The sequence below is a fragment of the Sphingopyxis sp. 113P3 genome, assembly GCF_001278035.1.
In the GTDB taxonomy this organism is placed as follows: Bacteria; Pseudomonadota; Alphaproteobacteria; order Sphingomonadales; family Sphingomonadaceae; genus Sphingopyxis.
Genome location: NZ_CP009452.1, coordinates 29,981 through 53,724, shown reverse-complemented (window position 1 = coordinate 53,724; position 23,744 = coordinate 29,981). Strand labels below are relative to the sequence as shown.

The window sequence follows — 23,744 nt, the reverse complement described above, 5'->3', positions numbered from 1 at the left end:
ATGATATCCCTCGCCAAATGCGGGGACGAGGGCTGAAGAAGAGGTGCATGCGAAACCGGGGGGAGCGGGGGAGTCATGCCGCGAGGCTGGCACGGGGTTCCAATCGAGGAAAGCGATTTTTCAGGGGGAGGGCCCAGCACCGGAGGCAACCCTATTCGCTTCTTCTGGACCTTTCATTCTTGCCGCCTCATCTGGACGCTCACCCCCCGGCTGTGGCATGCTGGCGCCCATGGCGAATGCTGGCAGCGAAGACCCCCCCGCCAAGGCGGCGAAGGCGAAAAGGAGCGCGAAGGCGAAGGCGACCGCGCGCCCCTATGAGCGACCGCGCGGCGGCGAGGCTCGCGCGATTTCCGACCTCGTCCCCGAAATTGGACGCACAGCGTTTCGCAAATTCGGATTTATCCAGTCGTCGGTGGTCAGCCGCTGGCGCGAGATCGTCGGCGCAAAGCTGGCCGACGTTACCCAGCCTGCGATGATTCGCTTTCCTGCCGGGCAAAAGGCGGGCGGCACCCTCCATCTGACGATCAGCGGTGCGCATGCGCCGATGCTCCAGCATGTCGCGCCCGACATCATCTCCGCCGTCAATCGCTTCTTCGGTTATGCCGCCATCGCGCATGTGCGCATGACGCATGGCCAGATAGTGCCGCGGGTGCCCGTTCAGCCGCCCGCAATGCTGAAGCCCGTACCCGCCGAACTTGGGGACAGCCTTCGCGACATCGGCGATCCCGAGCTTCGAACCGTGCTCGAACGCATGGCCGCGGGGCTCGCCGCGCCGCCGAAGCTGCCGCGGATCAGTTGACAGAAAGACCGGCTCGACCATGTTCGCCATTTCCATCGCATCGCTGCCCCGCCGCGCCGCCGTCGCGGCGCTCTCGGCCGCCGCGCTAGCGCTGCTTGTCGGTGCCGCGCCTGCCAAACCCACGGGCCCGCGCTGGTCGGCAACGGTCACCGAAAGCGGGATCGGCTCCTATAGCGTCGGCAATCCGCAGGCGAAGGTGAAGCTGGTCGAATATTTCAGCTACACCTGCTCGCATTGCGCCGAATTTGCAAAGGAAGCGGGGGTTCCTCTCAAGGCACAATATATCGACACGGGGCTTGTTCTGTTCGAATACCGCAACTTCATTCGCGACCCGCTCGACATGACCGCGGCAATGCTCGCCCGCTGCGGCGGACCCAAGGCGTTCGCCGCCGATCACCAGGCGATCCTCGCGGCGCAGGCTGCATGGCTGGGCAAGGCAGCGAAAATGACGCAGGCGCAGCAGGCGCCCTGGTATCAAGGCACGCTGGGCGAGCGGACGCGGCGGATGGCGGCCGACACCGGGCTCGACGTGCTGATGCGCGCGCGCGGCTATACGCCCGCGCAGCTCAATAGCTGCCTCGCGAGCGGCGTCGCCGAAGCCGAGCTGATGGGGATGACCGCCATCGGGGCGAACGCCGACAAAGTTGAAGGTACGCCGACCTTTTTCGTCAACGGCCGCAGGGTCGAAGTCGGCCACTGGGCCGATCTCAAACCGATCCTCGACGCCGCGCTCAAGCAGAAGTAAGACACCCCAATACAATCAGACGGAGAAGACCGTGCCCAAGACCTTGCCCACGCTGCGCATTGCGCTCCTCGCCTCGCTCGGCGCCTTCGCGCTCGCCGCTTGCGGCGACAGCAAGACCGACCCGGTCAAGGAACAGGAGGTGATCGCAAAGGTCTCTGCTCCTGAAGGCAAGAGCTGGTCTGACGTCGTGGCCGTCAGCCCGGAGGGCGGGCATGTGATGGGCAACCCCGATGCGCCGATCAAAATCATCGAATTCGCGTCGCTGACCTGCCCGCACTGCGCCGATTTCGCGGCGGAGAGCCATGACGAACTGAAGCGCGATTTCATCGACACGGGCCGCGTCAGCCTTGAACTGCGCAACTTCGTACGCGACGGCGTCGACCTCACCGCTGCCGCAATCACCCATTGCGCGCCGCCCGAACGCTATTTTCCTTTGACTCAAAGTACCTTCGCCTCGCAGGCGCAGATTTTTGAAGCCGCACAGGCTAATCCGCAAGGCTTCGAGGCGGCGATGAAATCGGCGCCTGCGGTGCGTTTCCAGCAGATCGCCAAGGCCGTGAAGCTCGACGAGTTCTTCCAGTCGCGCGGCATGACCGGTGAACAGGTGAACGCCTGCCTTGCCAACCTCGACGGCATCAAGAAGCTGGAGGACGGCACGAGCGCCGCGCAGCAGCAGTACAACCTTCAGGGTACGCCAACCTTCGTGATCAACGGCCAGGTCGCCGAGGGCATCACCTCCTGGCCCCTGCTGCGCGACCGCCTGCGCATCATGGGTGCGCGCTGAGCCGCTCTCCCCCTCCCCAGAGGGGGAGGGGCTTTCCCACCTCAAGCCCCTTGCGACTCCCCCGCCTGCACGGCATGACGGCGCTTTAGGGGGATATGTGACGCGATCGTTGCACAGCCTGCGATTCGGTGATCTGCACGGGAGCTCTTCGTGCAGATAAAGCGGCTGCGCCTGACGGGGTTCAAGAGCTTCGTCGAACCCACCGAATTGCGCATCGAGCCCGGGCTGACAGGCGTCGTTGGCCCCAATGGCTGCGGCAAGTCGAACCTTCTGGAAGCGATCCGCTGGGTGATGGGCGAATCGAGCCCCAAGTCGATGCGCGGCGGCGGCATGGAAGATGTGATCTTCGCCGGCACCTCGTCGCGCCCGGCGCGCGACTTTGCCGAGGTTGCGATCCATTGCGATACCGAAGGCGCGCTTGTCGCCGGTCTCTCCGACGCGAGCGAGGGGCGCGAGCTCGAGATCATTCGCCGGATCGAACGCGGCGCGGGTAGCGCCTATCGCGCCAATGGCCGCGACGTGCGGGCCAAGGATGTCGCGCTTATCTTTGCCGACGCAGCGACCGGCGCGCACAGCCCTGCGCTCGTCAGTCAGGGCAAGATTGCCAACGTTATCGCCGCCAAGCCGACCGAGCGCCGCGCGATGCTGGAAGAGGCTGCTGGTATCGCCGGTCTCCACGTGCGCCGCAAGGACGCCGAGCAGAAGCTGCGCGCCACCGAAACCAACTTGTCGCGCCTGTCGGAGATCGTCGCAGACATGGAGGTGCGCGCAAACGCGCTCCGTCGCCAGGCTCGCGCTGCTGAACGCTATCGCAAGCTGAGCGACGAGATCCGCATCGCCGAAGCACGGCTGATCTACGCGCGTTGGCGCGACGCCGCCGCCGCCGCCGATCAGGCGCGACGGGACGCCGACGCCGCCGAAGCGGCGGTGAGGGTGGCGCAGGAAGAGCTGGAAACGCTTTCGCGCGCGCAGACCGAGGTCGCGACACGGGTAGGATCTGCCCGCGCCGACGCGCAGGCTCAGCGCGATGCCCTCGCCGAGGCCACCGCGACGCAGGTTCGCCTGGCCGGCGAGGAACGCGCGGCGCGCCAGAGGATCGACGATCTGGCCGCGCAGCAGGCGCGGCTCGCCGATGATCGCGCGCGGGAGGGCGAACTTGCACGAGACGCGCATCATGCACTGACCACATTTGATGCCGAGAGCAAGGAGCTCGCGCAGCGTATTGCCGTGCACGATGCCGACAGGACCGCGCTTGTCGAGGCGCATCAGGCGGCGCAGGCGCGGCTGCGCGATGCCGAGGTCGCCCTCGCGCAGGCGCGCGCCAAGGCCGCGAGCGAGGCCGCTGACCGGCGCGTCGCGCTGGGCGCCCGCGACAACGCCGAAGCGGCAGTGCGGCGGATTGCGAGCGAAAGCGCGCGCGTCGAGGCGGACGTCGCGGCCCTCGGGGATAGCGCTGCACTCGCCGCCAACGTCGAGGAGAGCGCTCGCGCGGCGGCCCGCGCCGAGTCCGCGATCGCAGAGGCCGAAACCGCGCTCGCCGAGGCCGAGGCGGACCGGGAAGCTGCCACCACCGACCTCGCAGCGGTCGACGCTGGTCTTGCCGAGGCACGCGCCGCGCTCGCCGCGCTCGAAGGCGAGGCCGCTACGCTGCAGCGCGCGCTCGCCGCCGCGCGCAGCGACGCCGACCGCATCCTCGACCGGATCAAGGTAAAGCCGGGCTACGAAGCCGCGCTCGCCGCCGCGCTGGGCGACGACCTCGACGCCGGGACCGACGCCGATGCGGCGCGCAGCTGGCGCGGTGCCGAGCCCAGCAAGAATGATCCGCCCCTTGCAACCGGGACTCGCGCGCTCGCCGAGTTCGTCGATGCACCGCTGGCGCTCGCGCGCCGTCTTTCCCAGGTGGCGGTCGCCGAAGGCGACACGGGTCAGCCGCTCGCCGTCGGCCAGCGGCTCGTGACCCTCGGCGGCGTGATGCGCCGCTGGGACGGCTTCGTGACCCGCGGCGACGGCGCGACCGCGAGCGAAAGGTTGCAGCGGCAGAACCGCCTCGATGCCCTCGCCGCGCAGCGGCCGGAGGTCGAACTTGGCGTCGAGGAACTGCGTACCCGGCGCGAGAAGGCCGCCGCGACGCTCGCAGCACGCACCGAGGCGGCAGCCGCGGCGCGCAAGGCGCTCGCCGACGCTGACGAGACGCGGCGCGGCGCGCTGCGCGCGGCAGATCAGGCACAGGCGGCGCTCGACCGCCACCGCGATGCCGCCGCATTGTTCGCTGGTCGTCTCGCCGAAATCGCGGCGGCCGCCAAGGAGGCGGAAGAGCAGCTCGCAGCGCATGAGGCGGCGCTCGCCGCGCTCCCCGACGAGACGATCGCTCGGGCAGCGCTTGACGGCGCCGAGGCCGATGCCGAACGGGCACGAAGCGACGCCAACGCGGCGCAGGGAGCGCTTGCCGATCACGACCGCGCGCTCGCAGCGCTCAGCGAACGTCAGGCAGTCGTGAGCGCCGAGATCAAGAGCTGGAAGGCCCGCGCAGGCGAGGCCGCGCGCCGCGTCGCCGACATGGACAAGCGTGCAGGCGCGCTTGCGGCCGAGGCCGAAAAGCTTGCCAACCTTCCCGACAAGCTTGCCGCGGACCGCTGTGCCGCAGAGGCGCAGCAGTCGGCGTTGCGCGAAAAGGTCGCCGAAGCCGAGTTGCGCGAGCGCGAGGCCGAAGCGGCACTGCGCGAGGCCGAGGCCGCGCTCACCACCATTCGCGAGCGCGTCGCCGCGGCGCGCGAGACCCGCGCCGGGGCGGTCGCGCGGTCCGAGAACGCCGAACTCCGCCGCGTCGAAATGGGCCGACTGTCGGGCGAGCGCTTCGAATGTCCCCCGCCGCTCTTGCCCCAAAAGGCGGGTTTTGAAAGCGACGGCGTCGGGGATCCGGGGACCGAATCGGCTCAGCACGACCGGCTGATCGCCGACCGCGAGCGGCTGGGTCCGGTCAATCTGGTCGCCGCCGATGAGCTTGCCGAACTCGATACTGAACGCGAGAAGAATGCCGCCGAAATCGAGGAACTGCAGCAGGCCGTGAATCGCCTCCGCGGTTCGATCGGCAATCTGAACCGCGAAGGCCGCGTCCGCCTGCTCGCCGCATTCGAGGCAGTGAACGCCCATTTCCAGCGCCTCTTCACCACATTGTTCAATGGAGGACAGGCGCACCTCGAACTCGTCGATTCGGACGATCCGCTCGAGGCCGGGCTCGAAATCATGGCCCAGCCGCCAGGCAAGCGTCTCGGCACGCTCACCCTGCTTTCAGGCGGCGAACAGGCGCTGACCGCGGTGGCACTGATCTTCGGCCTTTTCCTTACCAACCCCGCGCCGATCTGTGTCCTCGACGAGGTGGATGCGCCACTCGACGATGCGAATATCGAGCGTTTCTGCGACCTCCTCGACCGAATGAGCCGCGAGACCAACACCCGCTATCTGATCGTCACCCACAATGCGGTGACGATGGCGCGAATGCACCGCTTGTTCGGGGTTACGATGATCGAACGGGGCGTCAGCCGCCTTGTCTCGGTCGACCTCGGCGGCGCTGAGGAATTGCTTGCGGCCGAATAGGCTAGCCTGCGCTTCCCACCACCAGCATCGCCGCGAATATGAGCAGCCCTGCGAAGCGGTTACTGCGGAACTTTGCAAGTGCGTCGGCGCCGCTGGCGGGCTCGAGCGTCGCAACCTGCCCCGTCAGGTGCAGCGCAGCGGGCACCAGCGCGACGAATACAAGCGGGTCGGGACGCACACTCCACAGCGCCCCTGCCCACAAGAGCAGTGCAGTCGCGTAGCAAAGCGCGACCCCGGAGCGTACCTGCGTTCCCATCGCGCGTGCGCTCGACTTCACGCCGACGAGCGCGTCATCTTCGATATCCTGCAGTGCGTAGATGGTATCATAGCCGATCACCCACGCGATTGATCCCGCGTAGAGCAAGGGAAGCGCGAGACCATCGCCCCCGCCGACCGCAATCCAGCCGACCAGCGCACCCCAGCTGAACACGAGGCCCAGCCACGCCTGGGGCCACCAGGTGATCCGCTTCATGAAAGGGTAGGCGGCGACCAGCGCAAGGCTCATGATTGCAACAATCTGCGCGGGCCGGGGCAGTTGCAGCAGTACAACCAGTCCGACAAGCGACAGCAAGAGCGTCCACAAGAGGGCATTTCGGACCGACACCGCGCCGCTCGCGACCGGGCGCGAGGCCGTTCGCGCGACCTTTGCGTCGAGGTCGCGGTCGACGATGTCGTTATAGACGCAGCCAGCACCGCGCATGACGATCGCGCCGAGCAGCATCCAGAAGAACAGCGGCCAATGGCTCCGCGCGCCGCCGCCGAGCGCGAGTCCCCAGGCGCAAGGCCAATAGAGGAGCCACCAGCCGATCGGCCTGTCGAACCGCGCAAGCAAGGCATAGGGGCGCATCGCGGCGGGGAGCAGGACGAGAAAGCCCAGGTGCTGGCTGTCGGGAGGATGCGCCGCGGTCATCGTGGCGGGCGATAGCAGCCGACGCGCTCGTGTTAAATGCCTGATTGGCGCCAGACGGCGGGCGTCAGGAACAGCTCGACTTGGTCGCCGCCGGCGAGGGGTTGTAAATTTGGCTCAAGTCGCGCCCTTCGCGAATGTTGAACGCCGCAGTCGAGCGGATCGTCTTCGGACCCAGCCATTTTCCGTAGAGCAGCGGCTGATATTCGTAGACGACCTCAACGAACATCACGGCCGTCCCCGCCGCTGCGGTAACCTCGCGGCCGCTCGGCCCCATGCCAGGAAAGTCCGTTCCGGTCTTGCCCGTACCCTCAGCGCCATAACTTGAGGAGACGTTGAGATTGCCGTAGCAGCGCTGCCAGTGGATCCACTGCCCGCCGTCGCTGTTGCGTTCAAGGCTGGAGAGGATGATGCGGCCGTTGCTGCGAAAATTCAGTTGGCGCGCCTGTTCCTCAACCCCGGTAAACACCTCGTTGATGTCGAGTTCGCGTACGCGCGGCAGCGACAGGTTGCTGCCGAAGGCGATGCGCGAGGCGTTATCGGCGGCGCTCAGCCCGATCTGACTGATCCGTGTGTTCACGAGCGTCAGATTGGCAATCTCGAGCCCCGCGAAACCGATGAGCACGAGAAAGGGAACAGTGAACGCCATTTCGACGAAGACGGCGCCGCCCGTCTCGCGCGCGAGACGAGTCGCGGTTGCCCGGACACGGTGAAGGAGCCTCGTCATTTGCATATCACCTGAGTCGTGGAGGTCGCGGTGTTATACGGCTGGTTGCGCAGCACGGTGGTCGCTGTCAGCGTCGTTTCCTGCGACTGCCCCAGCATCCGCCACACTGGCAGGATGCGCGTGACCTTCATGGACGCGGTGTAGAGAACGACATCCTCGGCACCGCCATTGCCTGCCGCGCCGCGGTCAGCGTCCCAGTTTCCGTTCCCATTGACATCCTCGAAACATTCGCCGCTGTCGTAGCTGCCGTTGCCATTCTTGTCGGTGAAGGCTTCGGGGTCGCCAATGTCGTCGTAGCTCTCATAGGCCTTGCGATCGAATGTTAGCGTCGCGTCGTGGAACACGTCGGTAACCTTTTTGCGGACGGCAGCGTCGAGATCCGTCTGGCTCGCCGCATTGGTCTCCAGTGTCGCATCGCGCCCGGCGTGGCTCACCGCGCCCTGCAGCACCTGCCTGGCGTACATCTGCCACGAATAGTCGAAGATCCCCATGAGCAGGAGGAGGAAGACCGGCGCGGCGAGCGCAAACTCGACGGCGGCCGCGCCCCTTTGCTGCTTCCGCAGCCGACGGAGGAGGGTATCGCGCCGCATCATCATTGCGACAACCGCAGTTTCGAGATCTGGCGGGCGATCGCCTGAAAATTTTCGCTGAGTTGCGCGGCATTGTTTGCCTGATACGCCTTGCCCGGTGTCGCGCAGGTCGTCATCTGCGAGTTCAGCGCGGTCCCGAAGCTGACCACCCAGACAGTGATATTCTTGGCCTTCGCCTTTTCGCACAGCTGCAAGAAGCGATTGTTGTGGCGTGCAGTCAGGTCGCTGTCGCTCGTCCCGCCGACGCGCTTCATCGTCCACTCATAGCCCTGGAAACCCAGATTGCCCATGTTCGCCGACATGTCGCCGTCGGTCATGAACACGATATGGCGGCCGATCGGCCGTCCGTTCGGTGCCGCGCCATTCTCGTCCGCAAACATCCCATCGGGCGACAGGAGGCGGATGCCCCATACCAGCCCCGAATCGTGATAGGTGCCTCCGACCGCCTGCAATGATGTGACATAGCTGTTGAACGTCGACCGGTCGTCCTTGGTCATCGTGGTCAGCTTCATCGCCGGTACCGGGCATACGCCCCAACCGTTGCTCCAATATTTGGAATAGCGTTGCCAGCTGCCATTGGAGCCGGCGCTGTCCTTGGTCACATTCTTGTAATTGACCGTGACGCCGCTTGAGCCCGTCGAGGATGGCGTGTTGCCGGGCCCGCTGGCCCGCGGAAATGCGATTTCGGGAATCAGCAGCTTCCACTTGGTGGCATCGTCGCTCGTCGGTGCGCTATCGACATCCATGTCATAGGCCGAAGAGGGCGCCGTTGTCGTCGTTCCGAACGCGGTGGTCTGGCGCTCGATGACGCAGCCGCCCCACGTTGCAGTATAGGTATTACCGAAATCACCAGTCGTGGTCGAGAGGACATTACCTGCCTTCGCCAGCGTTACATCAAAATCATAATCCTTGTAGATATAGTTTTGCTTGCGATACTCGGTCACCGTCTGGGGCTGCGTGCGGATATATTCCATTGTCCGCCGCTGTTCGTTGCATCTGTTCGACGCCCAGACATATTTATACTCATAGTAACGATACGCCTGGTTGGAATTCTGGTTCGTGACGCGCTTGTCGTCGCCGACGGTTTGTCCCGTCTCGACTTTCGACGCCGTGCCGTAGGTCGTCGCGCTCGAATTGGCCTTCGTCGTTCGCGGACAGGTCGTGCTGTTCTTGCCGGAAATTGTCGTGCCGGTGTTCGCCCAATTCTCGACGGCATAGGCCGCGGTGTTATAGGCCGAGCCATAGTTGTTCGTTACCGGGTTGATCCAGGTCGGCGGCTCCGCCTCGCGCGAGGGCAGACGCGTCGTATCCGATAGCCATGCCGGGTTCTTGTCGTACAGGATCTGTCCGACGTTCGCGCTTGAGCTGTAGGGAATCACGCCGAACCTCAGGCGGCCGTCCCCGAGATCAGCAGTCGTCAGCGTGTCGAAAAAATCCATCGTCGCTTCTTTGAGCGCGTCCATGCGCGACACCGAATCACCCGAATTGACCGTCGTCATCGACCCCGTAACATCGAGCACCATCATCACGTCAGTGTTGGAAATTTCCAGCTTCGCCGTGCAGCTTACCGATAGATTGAACTCGGTGAAGTTGAAAATCTGCATCAAGGCGGTGGGCAGTCTGGCGGTCGCCGTGCCGGTGACGTCGGACGTGCCCTGCGCCCTCGAGGTGAAGGTAACATTGCTGCTGCCATACATGTCGTTCGGGAAATTATAGGCGAACATCTTGTTCGCTTCCGCTTCCGCGGCCGAAGTGTAGGTGCTGCCCGCCATCGCGCGTCGCCCGGCGAGCACGCCAGCGTCACAGGCCTGCTGGAGCCGCAGTTCGGCCATATAGGCGCGGCCGATGTCCACGCCGGAACCGACGAGGCCGATCAGCGGCACAACTGCAGCAGCGGTCAGGAACATGGTGTTGCCGCGCTGGTCGCGAAGCAGCTTGCTCGCGCCCTGATGGAAACGACGGATGATGGTCCCTCGCATGGTCTCTACACCCCCCAAGGCCAGGCACGCGGCCCACTCAGATGCGTGGCTGGTATCGTGCACCTAAGCCCGAACTGCTTACCAAAAGGCTAATCCGGACCGGGCTCAAAGGGCCGCGTCCCTCCCGAATCTGCCTCGCGGCGAGACAGAAAATCGCCATGCCCGCACCGGCTGGGCAAAAGAGCGCGCATCGGCTATTCCGCGCGCCATGCCCGCCACACCTGCCTGGCCGCCGGCCAGCACGCCCCGCCTGTTCGTCGACGAGCCGCTCGGTCTCGAACGCGCGCCGATTATCGATGGGTCCGCGGCACATTATCTGCTGCATGTCATGCGGGCGAAGACGGGGGACCCCTTGCTCCTTTTCGACAATCGCAGCGGCGAATGGCTTGGCAGTATCGCCGCGACGCAAAAGCGCACGCTGACCGTTCGGATCGAGTGTCAGACGCGGCCGATTGAACGCGTGCCCGATCTCTGGCTCTGTTTCGCGCCTGTCAAAAAGGCACGCCTCGACTGGATCATCGAAAAGGCAACCGAACTCGGCATCGCGCGCCTGCAGCCGGTCATCACCGAGCGCACCATCGTCGAGCGGGTCAGGCGCGAGCGAATCGAGGCGCAGATCATCGAGGCTTGCGAGCAATGCGGACGCACTGCTCTCCCTGAGCTCGCCGACCCGGTGAAGCTGCCGCAGCTGCTGATGGACTGGCCTGAAGAGCGTGCGCTACTCTTCGCCGACGAAGCGGGCGGGATCCCACTGGCCGGCGCCAATGCCCCCGCCCCCGCCGCGATCCTCACCGGCCCCGAAGGCGGCTTTACCGACCAGGAGCGCGAAGCGCTGCTAGCGCTTCGCGCGGTGCGCCGTATTGCGCTCGGTCCCCGCATTCTGCGCGCAGAAACCGCTGCCATCGCCGCAACCGGCATCTGGATGGCGACCCATGGCGACTGGGATGCGGAGGGTAGGTCTGGCTGATGCAATCACCCACTGGTCAGATCGCTCGACGCACCCTAAATGCTCGCGCATGAGCACGCGGCAGGTTTCAGATCGAAACGATCCCATCATCGAAAGCCGCGACCAGCTCGCGGCCCCCATGGCGAAGGGCGAAAAGCCTCGCGAGATGTGGCGCATCGGCACCGAGCACGAGAAATTCGTCTATCGCACCAGCGACCACAGCGCCCCGTCTTACGACGAGCCCGGGGGCATACGCGACCTTTTGATGGCGCTCACGCGCTACGGCTGGGAACCCGTTTGCGAGGGCGGCAATGTGATCGCGCTTTCGGGCAGCGACGGCGCGATCAGCCTCGAACCTGCCGGGCAATTGGAGTTGTCGGGCGCCCCGCTCGAAAATCTTCACCAGACGTGCGCCGAGACCGGCCGTCATCTCAAGCAGGTCAAGGAAGTCGGCGCCGAACTCGGTCTCGGCTTTCTGGGTCTTGGCATGTGGCCGGACAAGGGTCGGGACGACCTGCCGCGCATGCCCAAGGGCCGCTACAAGATCATGCTCGAGCACATGCCGCGTGTTGGCACGATGGGGCTCGACATGATGCTGCGCACCTGCACGATCCAGACCAATCTCGATTATGCGAGCGAGGCCGACATGGCGCAAAAATTCCGCGTCTCGCTCGCGCTCCAGCCCCTTGCGACCGCGCTGTTTGCCGCCTCGCCGTTCACTGACGGCCGGCCAAACGGCTATATGTCGTACCGCAGCCACATCTGGACCGACACCGACCCCGCACGCACCGGCATGCTGCCCTTCGTGTTCGAGGACGGCTTCGGCTATGACCGCTATGTCGACTATATGCTCGACGTTCCGATGTATTTCGTCTTCCGCGACGGCCGGTATATCGATGCGGCGGGGCAGAGCTTCCGCGATTTCCTGAAGGGCGAACTGCCTGCGCTCCCCGGCGAACTGCCGCTGCTCAGCGACTGGAACGATCATCTTTCGACCGCCTTTCCCGAGGTGCGGCTCAAGAGCTTCCTCGAAATGCGCGGCGCCGACGGCGGGCCGTGGAACCGCATCTGTGCGCTTCCGGCGCTGTGGGTCGGACTGCTCTACGACCAGGGCGCGCTCGACGCCGCCTGGGACCTCGTGAAGGGCTGGAGCATCGAGGACCAGCAGGCGCTGCGCGATGCGGTGCCGAGGGACGGCCTTTGCGCCCCCGCCCCCGGCGGCGGTACAATCGGCGACCTTGCGCACGAGGTTCTCGACATCGCCGCGGCGGGCCTCGCCGCACGCGGCGAAGTCAACTCGATGGGCGAAAATGAAGTGGGCTTTCTCGAACCGCTCCGACGCATCGCCAAGAGCGGCAAATCCCCCGCGCACGACCTGCTCGATCGCTACGAGGGAGCCTGGGCGCAGGACCTGTCGAACATCTACGGCGAACTCAGTTTCTAAGGCCCCCGCCGGCGCGCGTCATCGGGCCCGCCCTTGCAATTTCGCGCGGCGCCCGCTATGCGCCCGCGCTTCCGCCATGGTCATCCCTGGAGGCGTGGCGGACTGTGCAATCTGTTTCGGAGAAAAATGATGAGCGACCAGCTGGTGCTGTCGGCCGAGACGCGTGAACGCGGAGGCAAGGGAGCCTCGCGCGAACTGCGTCGTGAGGGCCGGGTCCCCGCCGTTGTCTATGGCGGCAAAGAAGAACCCCTGATGATCCACATCGAGGAAAAGCTGCTGATGAAGCAGCTGATGACGGGTCACTTCATGAACTCGGTCGTGATGATCGAGGTCGGCGGCAAGACGATTCGCACGCTGCCCAAGGACGTCGCTTTCCACCCGGTCAAGGATCGCCCGATCCACGCTGACTTCCTGCGCATTGCCAAGGATGCCAAGGTTCAGGTTGCGGTTCCGGTCATCTTCCAGAACGAAGACGCCTCGCCGGGCCTGAAGCGCGGCGGCGTTTTGAACATCGTTCGTCATGAACTCGAACTCGTCTGCGAAGCGGACAGGATTCCCGACGAGATCGTGATCGACGTTACCGGCTTCGACGTCGGCGATTCGATCCATATCAGTAACGTGACGCTGCCCCAGGGCGCCGAAAGCGCGATCACCGATCGCGATTTCACCATCGCCACCATCGTCGCCCCGTCGGCGCTCAAGTCGAGCGATGGCGACACGACGAAGGATGCAGGTGAAGACGAAGCCGAAGGCGGCGACGAAGCCTGATCCAATCGGACGAAGCCCCTTCCCTCTCAAGGGAAGGGGCTTTTCCGGACCCCGGGAAAGGCAATATCATGCAGCTCTGGGTCGGCCTGGGCAATCCCGGGCCCCAATATGCGATGCACCGCCACAATGTGGGCTTCATGGCGGTCGACGTTATCGCCGACATGCACGGCTTTGGCGCGCCTGCGAAGAAATTCCAGGGCTGGCTGCAGGACGGCCGCATCGGCCGCGATCGGGTGCTGATCCTCAAACCCGCGACCTTCATGAACGAAAGCGGTCGCAGCGTGCGCGCCGCGATGGATTTCTACAAGCTGACACCGCAAGACGTCACCGCATTCTATGACGAGCTCGACCTCGCCCCGATGAAGGTCAAGGTGAAGCGCGGCGGCGGCGCGGCGGGGCATAACGGCATCCGCAGCATGATCGCGCATATCGGCGATGATTTCCGCCGCGTGCGGATCGGCATCGGCCACCCGGGGCACAAGGACCGGGTGACCGGCCATGTACTCGGCAACTACCACAAGAGCGAGGTCGAACCGCTGACCGACCTGCTCGGCGCCATCGCCGCAGAGGCGCCGTGGCTCGCCGAAGGCGATGATGTGCGGTTCCAGAATGATCTCGCGTTGAGGCTGCAGTCATGATCCTGGTACGCCCCGCGTCGGCGGGCGATGCCGGCGCAGCCGTCGCCCTCTGGGAAGCATGTGAACTGACACGTCCCTGGAACGACGCGCGCGCCGATTTCGCTCGGGCACTGGGCCATGAGGCCGCCACCATCCTGCTCGCCGAAGAGGAAGGGGCGATCATGGGCACAGTGATGGCGGGCTTCGACGGCCATCGCGGCTGGCTCTATTATCTGGGTGTGCGGCCCGATCGCCGCGGCGCCGGCATCGCGCAGCAGCTGCTCGGGGCCGCGCGCGACTGGCTGCGTGAATGCGGATGCCCCAAGGTCGAGCTGATGGTGCGCGACGCCAATCCCGCAGCCGGTTTCTACGAGGGGCTCGGGTGGGAATTGCAGCCGGTCAAAGTCTTTGCCCGGTGGCTCGATTAGCCGTCCCCGTTGACGGGGGCTAGGACCCCGCGTTGTCGCGTCGGGGCGGCGGCGGGGCACTGCCGTCAGGCGTTTCGGAAAGCTCGATAACGCACATGGCCCGCCATTGGGGATGCGGGCCGCAAGCAACGCCTGCATAGCGGTAGCGCGCCGACAGAAGTTCAAAACGGTGGCCTCGCCCCGGAACGCCATCGTCGACGAGCAGCTGGCGTATCACGGATTCAGGGTCGCTGTGGCCGTAGGTGATGACTTCGCTGACATAGCGACCTCCGCCGCGTGCCACGAGCCGCGCGGGCGGATTGCGACCGCGCGAATAATGCCCGACCTCCCCCGAGCGCGATTGGGCAGCGACATGGTCACCCGCCGCCAGCGCGAGCAGCCGCCCTTCGCACAGCTCCGGCAGCGGACCGACGCGGCGGAGAGCCGTGATCGCCTCGTCGACCGGACCCACCCCTTCGCGGGTCTGGACGTCCGGTTCGCCGTTCTCGCCATAGACGATCAATCCGTCGAACCGGTCACGATAGTCGAGGAGGCGCTCGCCATATTCGCCCGGGTCGGCGCGCATCGCGTTGAGTTCGTCGAGCACTGCTGCTTCAAACCGCGACGCGCCGGTGAGCGCGAGCAGCAGCAGGAGGCCGGCGATCGGCCGCAACCGATCGAAGTTGGCGAGCGAGACCATCGCAACGCCCTAGTCCGTCAAGGATGAACCCACCGCAACGCGGCGGGCATCGACGCGGCGACACGCGCGCCGCAGGAGGCGGCGAGCGAATTTTCATCGCATCTGGAAATGACGGGTCCCCCTCGCTAAGGGGCTGGCCTGTTTCCAGATCGATCGGATGATTTCATGGGTTTCAAATGCGGGATCGTCGGGCTGCCCAACGTGGGCAAGTCCACCCTGTTTAACGCGCTGACAGAGACGCAGGCGGCACAGGCGGCCAATTATCCCTTCTGCACCATCGAGCCCAATATCGGCAATGTCGCAGTGCCTGACGACCGGCTCGAGAAGCTCGCCGCCATCGCAGGCAGCCAAAAGATCATCCCCACCCAGCTCGCCTTTGTCGATATCGCAGGGCTGGTGCGCGGCGCGTCGAAGGGCGAGGGGCTCGGCAACCAGTTCCTCGGCAATATCCGCGAGGTTGATGCGATCGTACACGTGCTGCGCTGTTTCGAAGATGACGACATCCAGCATGTCGAGAACAAGGTCGACCCGGTAGCCGACGCCGAGACGGTCGAGACCGAACTTCTGCTCGCGGACCTCGAGAGCCTCGAAAAGCGCGTTCCCGCCTTTCAGAAGAAGGCAACGGGTGGCGACAAGGAAGCCAAGGCGGCGGCATCGGTGCTCGGTCAGGCGCTCGACCTGCTTCGCGCCGGCAAGCCCGCGCGACTCACCGAGCCCAGGGATGTCGAAGAAGAGCGGATTCTGAAGCAGGCGCAGCTCCTCACCACCAAGCCCGTCCTTTATGTTTGCAACGTCGAGGAAGCGAGTGCTGCCACGGGCAATGCCCACAGCGAAGCCGTCTTCGCGCGGGCCAAGTCCGAAGGCGCGCAGGCGGTAATCGTTTCCGCGGCGATCGAGAGCGAGCTCGTCGGGATGGACCCCGACGAACGGATGCTCTTCCTTGAAGAAATGGGCCTCCACGAAACCGGGCTCGCGCGCGTGATCCGGGCTGGCTATGAATTGCTCCACCTTCTGACCTTCTTCACCGTCGGCCCCAAGGAAGCGCGTGCGTGGACCGTCCACAAGGGCGCGACCGCACCCGAGGCGGCAGGGGAGATCCATAGTGATTTCCAGAAGGGCTTCATCCGCGCCGAGACGATCGCCTTCGACGACTATGTAACGCTCGGCGGCGAAGCAAAGGCGCGCGAGGCCGGCAAGCTGCGCGCCGAGGGCAAGGCATATGTGGTGCAGGACGGCGACGTGATGCACTTCCTGCACAGCTAGCGCCGCGCGCCCATGTTGCCATAGGGAGCAAGGCTCTGGCTGCACGCAGCGCCGTCGCCTTACCTCTCGAACGCGGCCAATATTGGGCAGGGTCCCGTGTCGCTCACTGCGCATTGATCGGCGAGCCTTGCGAGCGCGTCGCGGGCTTTGGACATCTCATCGATCTTCTTGTCGAGCACCGCGATTCGCTGGCGGGCAAGCGTGCGGACGCGGACGCGATCGTCGCTTTCCTCCAGCGCGAGCAGTTCGGAAATTTCGCCGAGGGTGAAGCCGGCCGCCTGCGCAGCCCGAATGAACTTCAGACGCCTGAGATCGTTCTCGTCATAGCGGCGGACGCCTCCGCTCCAGCCTTCGCCACTGCTTCGCGCCGGTGTGCCGATGAGGCCGCGCCGCTGGTAATAGCGGATCGTCTCGACCCCTACCCCGCCTGCGGCGGCAAGTTTTCCGATGGTGAAGGACATGGCTTGACTCCGTACCATGGTACGGACGCTATAAGGACCGCATGAAACAGGCAATCCTCTATCGCATGGTGATGCCCGACCATATCTGTCCTTATGGTCTGAAGGCGAAGCACCTCCTCAAAAGCCGCGGCTTTACGGTCGACGACCGCTGGCTGACGACGCGCGAGGAGACCGACGCGTTCAAGGCCGAGCAAGGCGTCAAGACGACACCGCAGACCTTCATCGACGGTGTGCGAATCGGCGGCTACGACGATCTGCGCCGCCATTTTGGACTCAAGGTCGCCGACCCCGACGCGACGAGCTACAAACCGGTCATCGCGCTGTTCGCGATGACCGCACTGATGGCGCTCGCCGCCAGCTTTGCGGTCGAGGGCCAGGCCTTTACCATCCGCGCGGCGGAATGGTTCATCTCCTTCAGCATGGTCGTCCTCGCGCTGCTGAAATTGCAGGACGTCGACACGTTCGCGACCATGTTCCTGAACTATGATCTGCTCGCGCGTCGCTGGGTCCCCTATGCGCGCATTTACCCCTTTGCTGAGGGGCTCGCGGGCGTGTTGATGACCGCACATGCGCTGCCGCTGCTGTCGATCCCCATCGCATGGGTCATTGGCACCATCGGGGCCGTGTCGGTCGTGAAGGCGGTCTATATCGACAAACGCGTGATCAAGTGCGCCTGCGTCGGTGGCAGCAGCAAGGTACCCCTCGGCTTCGTCTCGCTGACCGAGAATCTGATGATGATCGCCATGGCTGCGTGGATGATGCGGATATGGCTTTGACGGCCGCGCCTTCTGCGCTGTTAAGGGACGAGATGATGATGACGTGGAAGAGATCGCTGCTCGCGGGCGCCGCGGCCTTTAGCCTGGTTCCACTCGCCGCGGCCGCGCAGGATCACGGCGCGCACGCGGGCCATGCAGGGCCTGCGGCCGCTTCCAAGCCCGATGCGCCCGAGCACGCGGGCGCGATGGACCATGCGCCGATGGGGCACGGAGTGATGGATCGGAGCAGGCCAGTGCTGCCGGCCGAAGGATCCGGCACGTCGCGGTTACCTGGCAACGAGAGCGGACACAGCGGCCTCCACCTCACCCCCCGAGATGACTGGATGCTGATGGCGCATGGCTTTGTCTGGGGCGTCTATAGCGATCAGTCCGGGCCGCGCGGCGGTGACAAGACTTATGTCCAGTCGATGCTGATGCTTTCGGCCGAAAGGGAGACCGGCTGGGGCCGCCTCCAGCTCAAGTCGATGATGAGCCTTGAGCCGCTAATGGCGAACCGCGGCTATCCCAACCTCTTCGCGACAGGCGAAACCGCTGGCGGCGTGCCGCTCGTCGATCGCCAGCACCCGCACGATCTGTTCATGGAGCTTGCCGCGCGTGTCGACGTCATGGTCGGGGAGAGGGGCCGGCTGTTCCTTTATGGCGGCCCGGTGGGCGAGCCGGCGATCGGCCCCAGCGCCTTCATGCATCGCACCAGCGCGCGCTACAATCCCGAGGCGCCGATCACCCACCACTGGTTCGATTCGACCCACATCACCTACGGCGTCGCGACGCTCGGCTATCAGACGCCGCACGCTCAACTCGAGGCATCGCTGTTCACCGGGCGCGAACCCGATGAAGAACGCTGGGGTATCGAAAGCCCGCGCTTCGACAGCTGGGCCTTTCGCGGAACCTGGACGCCGTCCCCCGAATGGGCAGTCCAGGTCAGCCACGCGCGGCTGAAGGAGCCTGAGGCCCAGCATGCGGGCGCGAATGAGCATCGCACCACTGCAAGCGTCCAGTTCGCAAACGCCAAGGGGCTGTCGGCGATGGCGGCGTTCAGCGCCAAGAACCGCGACCCCGGCGACACGCTGACGGCTTGGCTTGCCGAAGCGAATTGGGACATCGACAGCCATCACAGTCTGTTCGCGCGGATCGAGAATATGCGCAGCGACGAACTGTTTCCCGACCATGGCGACCCGCTGCACGACCTTGCGTTCCGCGTGACCAAATTCCAGGCAGGCTATGCCTATCGCATGTCGCTCACCGGCCTGCTCAACCTTGCGCTGGGCGGGAGCGTCGCTGCCTTCGCCAAACCCGATGCGCTCGATGCCGCCTATGGCAAGACGCCAGTCGGCGCGACGCTGTTCGCACGGCTGTCGCTCGGGCTATAGGCTCACGCTCTTGCGATCGATGTCTCCGGCTGAAGTTCCGGGGTAGAATTGTCTACGCCTGGGGATCGTCCTCCGCAGCCGCGGCCGGGACGTCCCATTCCGATGCCTCGAGAGCCGGCTGGCGCCTGAAGATGCGTCCGATACGGCTGCGAAGCGCGACAAAGGCCCCGATGATCGCAAGGAAAATCAGCTTGCCGAACTTGGCGAGGAGGGCGAGCAGACCAACCTTTTTTGCCACCGCCGCCCCCGCGCCCGCAGCGACGAGCCCGGCGAGACCATATTCGGCCCTCTTGTCCACCGACGGATCGAAGTCGGCGTAGCGCGCACCCGCCCGGAAATTGCCGACCTGCGCAAAGATCTTCGCAGCCTCGCGCACCTCGCCGAGCTGACTCATGCCGGCAATGATGTTCATGCTGAGCACCCCGGAACGGCCAAGCAGGCGAATGTCATAGTTGAGCGTATCCTCAGCCGTGCCGTCGAACTTGATATCACGCGCCCAGACGAGGGAGTGCTTCGCGGCATCATAGGTTGGCGCCTGTGCCCAGCGCTGAACGATACCCGCAGGATATCCCTGCGCGCGCACGGTGTCGGCCTGCTCCTCATCGCTCTTTCTCATGTCGGCGAGCAGCGCGTCATAGTCGATCGTCTTGGCATCCTCGTCGGAAACATAGCCCGAGCGTTCGAAGGTGATTACCGCCGACCAGGTGTCATCGACGAAGCTCTTGCCCTTGGGAAAGACCATACCGAGCACATTGTCGGCGGCTTCGGGCGGATTGCGCCAGATGTCGACGAGGATCGAGCGCGCCTCTTGCCGGCCGACGAAATAATAACGGTCGCCCAGAACGAGGTCGGCCTTCGCAACATCGATCGGGATCGTGCCCGTACGGCGCTTCAGCGACGCGAGCAGCCTTTCGGCGGCTGCCTGTTGCTGCGCGGCCGCGTTTTCCTGCGCCAGAGCACTCGCCGCGAACGCCGCTCCTTGAAGCATGGTGGCGGGCACGGCAGCGACCGCAAGCGCCGCCGCCACGGCGAGCGCGCGGTTCCTGTTGAACGGCTGCTTCATCGATTGTCCCCCTGTACCGTTCGCGGACGGTCTTGGAACGTACGCCGCAGCTCGCACGAAGTGGAGCGTAGCGAAACGGAGTTCGAGCTGCGGGCGACGGCCTGAAGGGCGTATCTTTCCTGGACCGAGCCGATTCGTTGGGAGCGACCAAATGCCCCCTTGTGGCGCGACCACCAGGGGGGGACGCGTGCCCCGGTGGCAAGCGGCAAAAAGGGGGGCTGGAGGCAATGGGCATCTTGCGCACGCTCGGCTATGCCGCAGGGCGCCGAGTCGGGTCTCGGCGCGAGCCTGCAGGAGCCCCCATGGTCAGCCGCCGTCACTTCCTCGCCACAGCCACCCTCACTGGCCTGTCAGCACCCGCAATCCTGCGCGCCGAGGGCGGCCTGTTTCGCGATTTCCCCTTCAGCCTCGGCGTGGCAGCAGGCGACCCATCGAGCGACGGATTTGTCATCTGGACGCGCCTAGCCCCCGAGCCCATGGCCCCCCACGGCGGGATGCCGCTCGCGCCGGTGCCGGTTCAATGGGAGGTCGCGAGCGACGGCGGTTTCCGTAACCTCGTCGCGCACGGCACCGAGCTTGCGCATCCCGAGCTTGGACACAGCGTCCACGTCGAGGTCGCAGGCCTGAAGCCTGACCGCCCCTATTATTACCGTTTCACCGCCGCCGGAGAGCGCAGCCTGCGCGGCCGCGCTCGCACGCTCCCTGCGGTCGGCGCCAGTGTCGACGCGCTCAAGTTCGGCGTTTGCGGCTGCCAGCATTTTGAATCGGGCTTCTTTGGCGCATACCGCCACCTGGCCCGCGAAGATCTTGGTTTCGTCTACCATTATGGTGACTTCATCTATGAGTATAGCCAGGACTATCTGTTCCCCGATGGACTGCCGAGCCGGCCGGTGCGCAAGAATGCGTTCCGCAACTTGATCGACCTTTCCGACTTTCGCACCGCGTACAGCCAGCAGCTCAGCGATATCGACCTGCAGGCAGCGCGCTGCAGCCACGTCTTTCTGTCGAGCTTCGACGACCACGAGATCCGCAACGACTGGGTGTCGGACCGCGACAATTGGAAACTGGGCCTTGATGCGGAAGATCCCGACGCTCCGCCGCCCGAGGTCTTCATGCTGAAGAAGCAGGCAGCAATGCAGGCATGGTACGAGCATATGCCGGTGCGCCGCGCGCTGCTGCCGCGCGGCGGGATGGTGGCGCTCAACCGAGAGCTGCGTTACGGCAATCTCATGTCGATGCAGCTGCTCGATACACGGCAGTATCGGGACGATCAGCCGTGCGGGGACGGTTTCAAGCCCGCCTGTCCGGGGGTTTTCGACAAGAACGCGCAGGTGCTCGGAAAGGCGCAGGAGGCGTGGCTCGCCAGAAATCTCGGCGAAGGAGGCGCCACGTGGAACGCGATCGCGCAGCAGGTCACCATGATGTCACTCGACCGGCGGCGCTTTCCGGACGAGACACAGAAGATCCTGAATCTCGACAGCTGGGCGGGCTATGAGGCGCCGCGCGAGCGAATGCTGGCGCGCCTTGGCGGCGTCAATAATGCTGTCGTGCTGACCGGCGACGAGCATCAGAATTTCTGCGGCGACCTGATCCTGAAGGACAAGGTCGTCGCGGGCGAGTTCGTCGGCACTTCGATCTCGAGCGGCGGCGACGGGAGCGACAAGCGGCCCGGCACGGACGAGTGGCTGGCGCGCAACCCCGAACTCAAATTCGCCAACGACCAGCGCGGCTACATGGTCTGCGAGGTGGGGCGCGAGGCGTGGCAGACGCACTTCATGGTCGTCGACAAGGTGTCGACTCCCGTGAACGCCCTCTCGAAGCGCGCGACGGGAGTGATCGAAAATGGCGTCGCCGGCATCAAGATGTCGGCGTAGATATCCAGATCTCAGCGATCACGCCATAGCTCGGAGTCGCCATCGCCTTCGTGTCTCGGCTTCGCTCCGCAGGGGAGAAGGCCGACGCGGTGCGGACTGATGGCTCACCTCTCTTGGGCCGGTCATTGCGGGCAAGCGCCCCTGCGAAGCAATCCGGAGAGGTTGTCGCCTCTCTGCAATGCTTCTCCGCGATCGCAATGACCATTGGACCGGGGCATGGGCACCTTACTCGTTCGGATCCTTGTATTTGAATGGATCATAGGGCGTGGGCTGGCTCGGCACAGGGAAGCGCGGCAGCGTCTTGTCGCTGTTCGCTGAGGCAAGGAGCATGCCCGCCATTACCACCGACGCCTGGCGCAAATCTTCGGCCTTCAGATGGTCGTAGGTGTCAGCATTGCTGTGGTGGGTGCGCGATCCATAGTCGAGCGGGTCCTGGATAAACTGAAAGGCCGGGATGCCGACCGACTGCATGAAGACATGGTCGGTGCCGCTGGTGTTGGCGGCGACGACGCGCCCCGCGCCAAGGCTCGCATATGGCGCGAGCCACTCCTTGAGCAGCGGCACCGCCGCGACATTGCCTTCGGCATAGATGCCGCGCAGCTTGCCCGAACCATTGTCCATGTTGAAATAGGCCTTGAGGTCGTCATAACCGGCCCTCGGGGTGATCGGATAGCGGTTCGGCCATCCATAATAGAGAAGGTTGCCGTCCTCGCCCTCCGCAGGCCCAGGGCGCGAGGCGAGATATTTGTCGACATAAGCGAGGCTGCCAAGCAGCCCCTGCTCCTCGCCGCTCCACAGCACGAACCGGATCGTGCGCCTTGGCCGGATGCCGAGCGCCTTGATGATCCGCGCCGCCTCCATCACCACCGCGCTACCCGCGGCATTGTCGGTCGCCCCGTCCGCGGCAGCCCAGCTATCGAAATGTGCGCCCGCCATCACATAGCCCGCCTTGGGGTCGGTGCCAGGGATATCGGCGATGATGTTATAAGCCTTGGTGTCACTGTCGTCGAAGCGAACATTGCTGTCGATTTCGAGCAAAGGCGCCGGACCCGACTTGGCGAGGCGCGCAAGGCGGCGATAATCCTCCGCGGCGAGCTCGATCCCCGGCAGGCTCAGCGTATGGCCCGCGCGGTAATTATAGCCTTCGCCGTGCACCAGCATGCCGTCACGATAGGACTGGCGCACCCAGGCGAGCGCCCCTTCGGACTTCAGGAAGGCGTCGAGTTTCTCGGGAAAGGTAACGCGCTCGAGGCGGCGGTTCAGCGCCTCGGGGTCGTATTTGGGCTGGCGAAACGCCTCGAGCTTTTCGAGATCATCGTTGCCGAGGCGCCGGAACGCCGGCTTGTCGGGCTCGCTGCCCTCACCGGGGAGCGAAATCAGCACGATCTTACCCGCAAGCTTGCCGCGCCATTCGGCGAAATTTTCTTCCTTGGACATCGGCGCGACGATGATCGGCGCCGAGAGTGCTCCATTGGTCGGCGGCGTCCAGGCGACGGGAATGGCGGTGAGTGCAAGCGGGCGCGGGCTTGTCATGCGAGCGCTCACTGAGACGATCTCCCACCCGCGGCCGAATTCGAAGCCGTCGCGCCGGACGTTTGAAAGACCCCAGCCTTTGAACTTGTCGATTGCCCATTGCTCGGCGCGGCGCATGCCCGGCGAGTTGGTGAGGCGCGGACCAAGCCCGTCGGTCATTTCCTGCGCGATGAGCATCACCTGGCTATGGTTCATACCCTGATCGATGATGCCGATGGCGTCGTCACTTTTTTGGGCACCGGCCGGTACCGCGACGAGCGCCGCCCCCGCCATCATCATGGCGACCACAGTCTTTTTCATTTCGGTTTCCCCTTGTTGCATTTGAAACCAGCTGCACCATCCAGCGTCTGAAATAGCAAGGAAATTTCCGACCGACGCCCCGCCTGCGGCGACACAC

The 23,744-nt window shown here is 65.0% G+C and carries 21 protein-coding genes; 13 read left to right on the top strand and 8 right to left on the bottom strand.

The genetic code is table 11. The annotated features are described in order from the left end of the window. Nucleotides 1-229 precede the first annotated feature (229 nt). From LH20_RS00285 to smc, 4 genes are all read left to right on the top strand, one after another. Complete coding sequence (locus LH20_RS00285; protein WP_144423471.1) at nt 230-799, top strand: DUF721 domain-containing protein; 570 nt, start codon at nt 230-232, stop codon at nt 797-799. Nucleotides 800-818: 19 nt separating this feature from the next. Then, nucleotides 819-1,544: a thioredoxin domain-containing protein gene (locus tag LH20_RS00280; protein ID WP_053552493.1), complete on the top strand. Its 726-nt coding sequence runs from the start codon at nt 819-821 to the stop codon at nt 1,542-1,544. 31 nt (nt 1,545-1,575) lie between these two features. Next, nucleotides 1,576-2,328: a thioredoxin domain-containing protein gene (locus tag LH20_RS00275; protein WP_235527062.1), complete on the top strand. Its 753-nt coding sequence runs from the start codon at nt 1,576-1,578 to the stop codon at nt 2,326-2,328. A gap of 150 nt (nt 2,329-2,478) precedes the next feature. Continuing rightward, nucleotides 2,479-5,922 carry a chromosome segregation protein SMC gene (gene smc / locus LH20_RS00270; protein ID WP_053552492.1) on the top strand — a complete coding sequence of 1,148 codons (3,444 nt, stop codon included), beginning with the start codon at nt 2,479-2,481 and terminating at the stop codon, nt 5,920-5,922. A 1-nt stretch (nt 5,923) separates the two neighbouring features. On the opposite strand, the gene ubiA is transcribed toward smc, so the two are convergent. The 4 genes from ubiA to LH20_RS00250 all read right to left on the bottom strand — a co-directional run bounded on the left by ubiA (nt 5,924) and on the right by LH20_RS00250 (nt 10,125). Then, on the bottom strand, nt 5,924-6,832 hold the full coding sequence (gene ubiA / locus LH20_RS00265; RefSeq protein WP_053552491.1) for a 4-hydroxybenzoate octaprenyltransferase: 909 nt from the start codon (nt 6,830-6,832) through the stop codon (nt 5,924-5,926). A gap of 64 nt (nt 6,833-6,896) precedes the next feature. Beyond that, nucleotides 6,897-7,556: a TadE/TadG family type IV pilus assembly protein gene (locus LH20_RS00260; RefSeq protein WP_235527061.1), complete on the bottom strand. Its 660-nt coding sequence runs from the start codon at nt 7,554-7,556 to the stop codon at nt 6,897-6,899. Continuing rightward, on the bottom strand, nt 7,553-8,146 hold the full coding sequence (locus tag LH20_RS00255) for a TadE/TadG family type IV pilus assembly protein (RefSeq protein WP_235527060.1): 594 nt from the start codon (nt 8,144-8,146) through the stop codon (nt 7,553-7,555). The genes LH20_RS00260 and LH20_RS00255 overlap by 4 nt, the downstream gene beginning before the upstream one ends. A 2-nt stretch (nt 8,147-8,148) precedes the next feature. After that, the gene (locus LH20_RS00250; protein ID WP_053552489.1) at nt 8,149-10,125 is read right to left on the bottom strand and encodes a TadE/TadG family type IV pilus assembly protein; all 1,977 of its coding nucleotides are present in this window, start codon (nt 10,123-10,125) and stop codon (nt 8,149-8,151) included. 208 nt (nt 10,126-10,333) lie between these two features. Between LH20_RS00250 and LH20_RS00245 the strand changes: the two genes are divergently transcribed. The 5 genes from LH20_RS00245 to LH20_RS00225 all read left to right on the top strand — a co-directional run bounded on the left by LH20_RS00245 (nt 10,334) and on the right by LH20_RS00225 (nt 14,328). Next, the gene (locus tag LH20_RS00245; RefSeq protein WP_053552488.1) at nt 10,334-11,092 is read left to right on the top strand and encodes a 16S rRNA (uracil(1498)-N(3))-methyltransferase; all 759 of its coding nucleotides are present in this window, start codon (nt 10,334-10,336) and stop codon (nt 11,090-11,092) included. Nucleotides 11,093-11,141: 49 nt separating this feature from the next. After that, the gene (locus LH20_RS00240) at nt 11,142-12,515 is read left to right on the top strand and encodes a glutamate--cysteine ligase (RefSeq protein ID WP_053552487.1); all 1,374 of its coding nucleotides are present in this window, start codon (nt 11,142-11,144) and stop codon (nt 12,513-12,515) included. 129 nt (nt 12,516-12,644) lie between these two features. Further along, complete coding sequence (locus LH20_RS00235; protein ID WP_053555979.1) at nt 12,645-13,283, top strand: 50S ribosomal protein L25/general stress protein Ctc; 639 nt, start codon at nt 12,645-12,647, stop codon at nt 13,281-13,283. A gap of 68 nt (nt 13,284-13,351) precedes the next feature. Beyond that, nucleotides 13,352-13,921, top strand: coding sequence for an aminoacyl-tRNA hydrolase (gene pth / locus LH20_RS00230; RefSeq protein WP_053552486.1), 570 nt, complete (start codon nt 13,352-13,354; stop codon nt 13,919-13,921). Then, nucleotides 13,918-14,328 (top strand): GNAT family acetyltransferase, encoded by a 411-nt coding sequence (locus tag LH20_RS00225; RefSeq protein ID WP_053552485.1) that lies wholly within the window; start codon nt 13,918-13,920, stop codon nt 14,326-14,328. Before pth ends, LH20_RS00225 begins: the two co-directional genes overlap by 4 nt. Nucleotides 14,329-14,347: 19 nt before the next feature. On the opposite strand, the gene LH20_RS00220 is transcribed toward LH20_RS00225, so the two are convergent. Further along, nucleotides 14,348-15,007: a CAP domain-containing protein gene (locus LH20_RS00220; RefSeq protein WP_053552484.1), complete on the bottom strand. Its 660-nt coding sequence runs from the start codon at nt 15,005-15,007 to the stop codon at nt 14,348-14,350. Between the two features lie 165 nt (nt 15,008-15,172). Between LH20_RS00220 and ychF the strand changes: the two genes are divergently transcribed. Beyond that, a complete protein-coding gene (ychF, locus tag LH20_RS00215) occupies nt 15,173-16,270 on the top strand; it encodes a redox-regulated ATPase YchF (protein WP_053552483.1) in 1,098 nt (365 codons plus the stop codon). A gap of 59 nt (nt 16,271-16,329) precedes the next feature. Here the strand turns inward: ychF and LH20_RS00210 are convergent, their stop codons facing one another. Beyond that, the gene (locus LH20_RS00210) at nt 16,330-16,731 is read right to left on the bottom strand and encodes a MerR family transcriptional regulator (protein WP_053552482.1); all 402 of its coding nucleotides are present in this window, start codon (nt 16,729-16,731) and stop codon (nt 16,330-16,332) included. Nucleotides 16,732-16,772: 41 nt separating this feature from the next. Between LH20_RS00210 and LH20_RS00205 the strand changes: the two genes are divergently transcribed. Both LH20_RS00205 and LH20_RS00200 read left to right on the top strand, forming a co-directional pair. Next, nucleotides 16,773-17,507 (top strand): MauE/DoxX family redox-associated membrane protein, encoded by a 735-nt coding sequence (locus LH20_RS00205; RefSeq protein WP_053552481.1) that lies wholly within the window; start codon nt 16,773-16,775, stop codon nt 17,505-17,507. Between the two features lie 38 nt (nt 17,508-17,545). After that, the gene (locus LH20_RS00200; protein ID WP_235527059.1) at nt 17,546-18,877 is read left to right on the top strand and encodes a hypothetical protein; all 1,332 of its coding nucleotides are present in this window, start codon (nt 17,546-17,548) and stop codon (nt 18,875-18,877) included. Between the two features lie 52 nt (nt 18,878-18,929). Here the strand turns inward: LH20_RS00200 and LH20_RS00195 are convergent, their stop codons facing one another. Beyond that, on the bottom strand, nt 18,930-19,940 hold the full coding sequence (locus LH20_RS00195; protein WP_053552480.1) for a DUF2167 domain-containing protein: 1,011 nt from the start codon (nt 19,938-19,940) through the stop codon (nt 18,930-18,932). A gap of 302 nt (nt 19,941-20,242) precedes the next feature. On the opposite strand from LH20_RS00195, the gene LH20_RS00190 reads away from it, so the two are divergent. Further along, the gene (locus tag LH20_RS00190) at nt 20,243-21,814 is read left to right on the top strand and encodes an alkaline phosphatase D family protein (protein ID WP_053552479.1); all 1,572 of its coding nucleotides are present in this window, start codon (nt 20,243-20,245) and stop codon (nt 21,812-21,814) included. A 225-nt stretch (nt 21,815-22,039) separates the two neighbouring features. Here the strand turns inward: LH20_RS00190 and LH20_RS00185 are convergent, their stop codons facing one another. Beyond that, entirely contained in the window at nt 22,040-23,647 is a 1,608-nt protein-coding gene (locus LH20_RS00185; RefSeq protein WP_053552478.1) for a M20/M25/M40 family metallo-hydrolase, read from the bottom strand. Nucleotides 23,648-23,744: the final 97 nt, after the last annotated feature.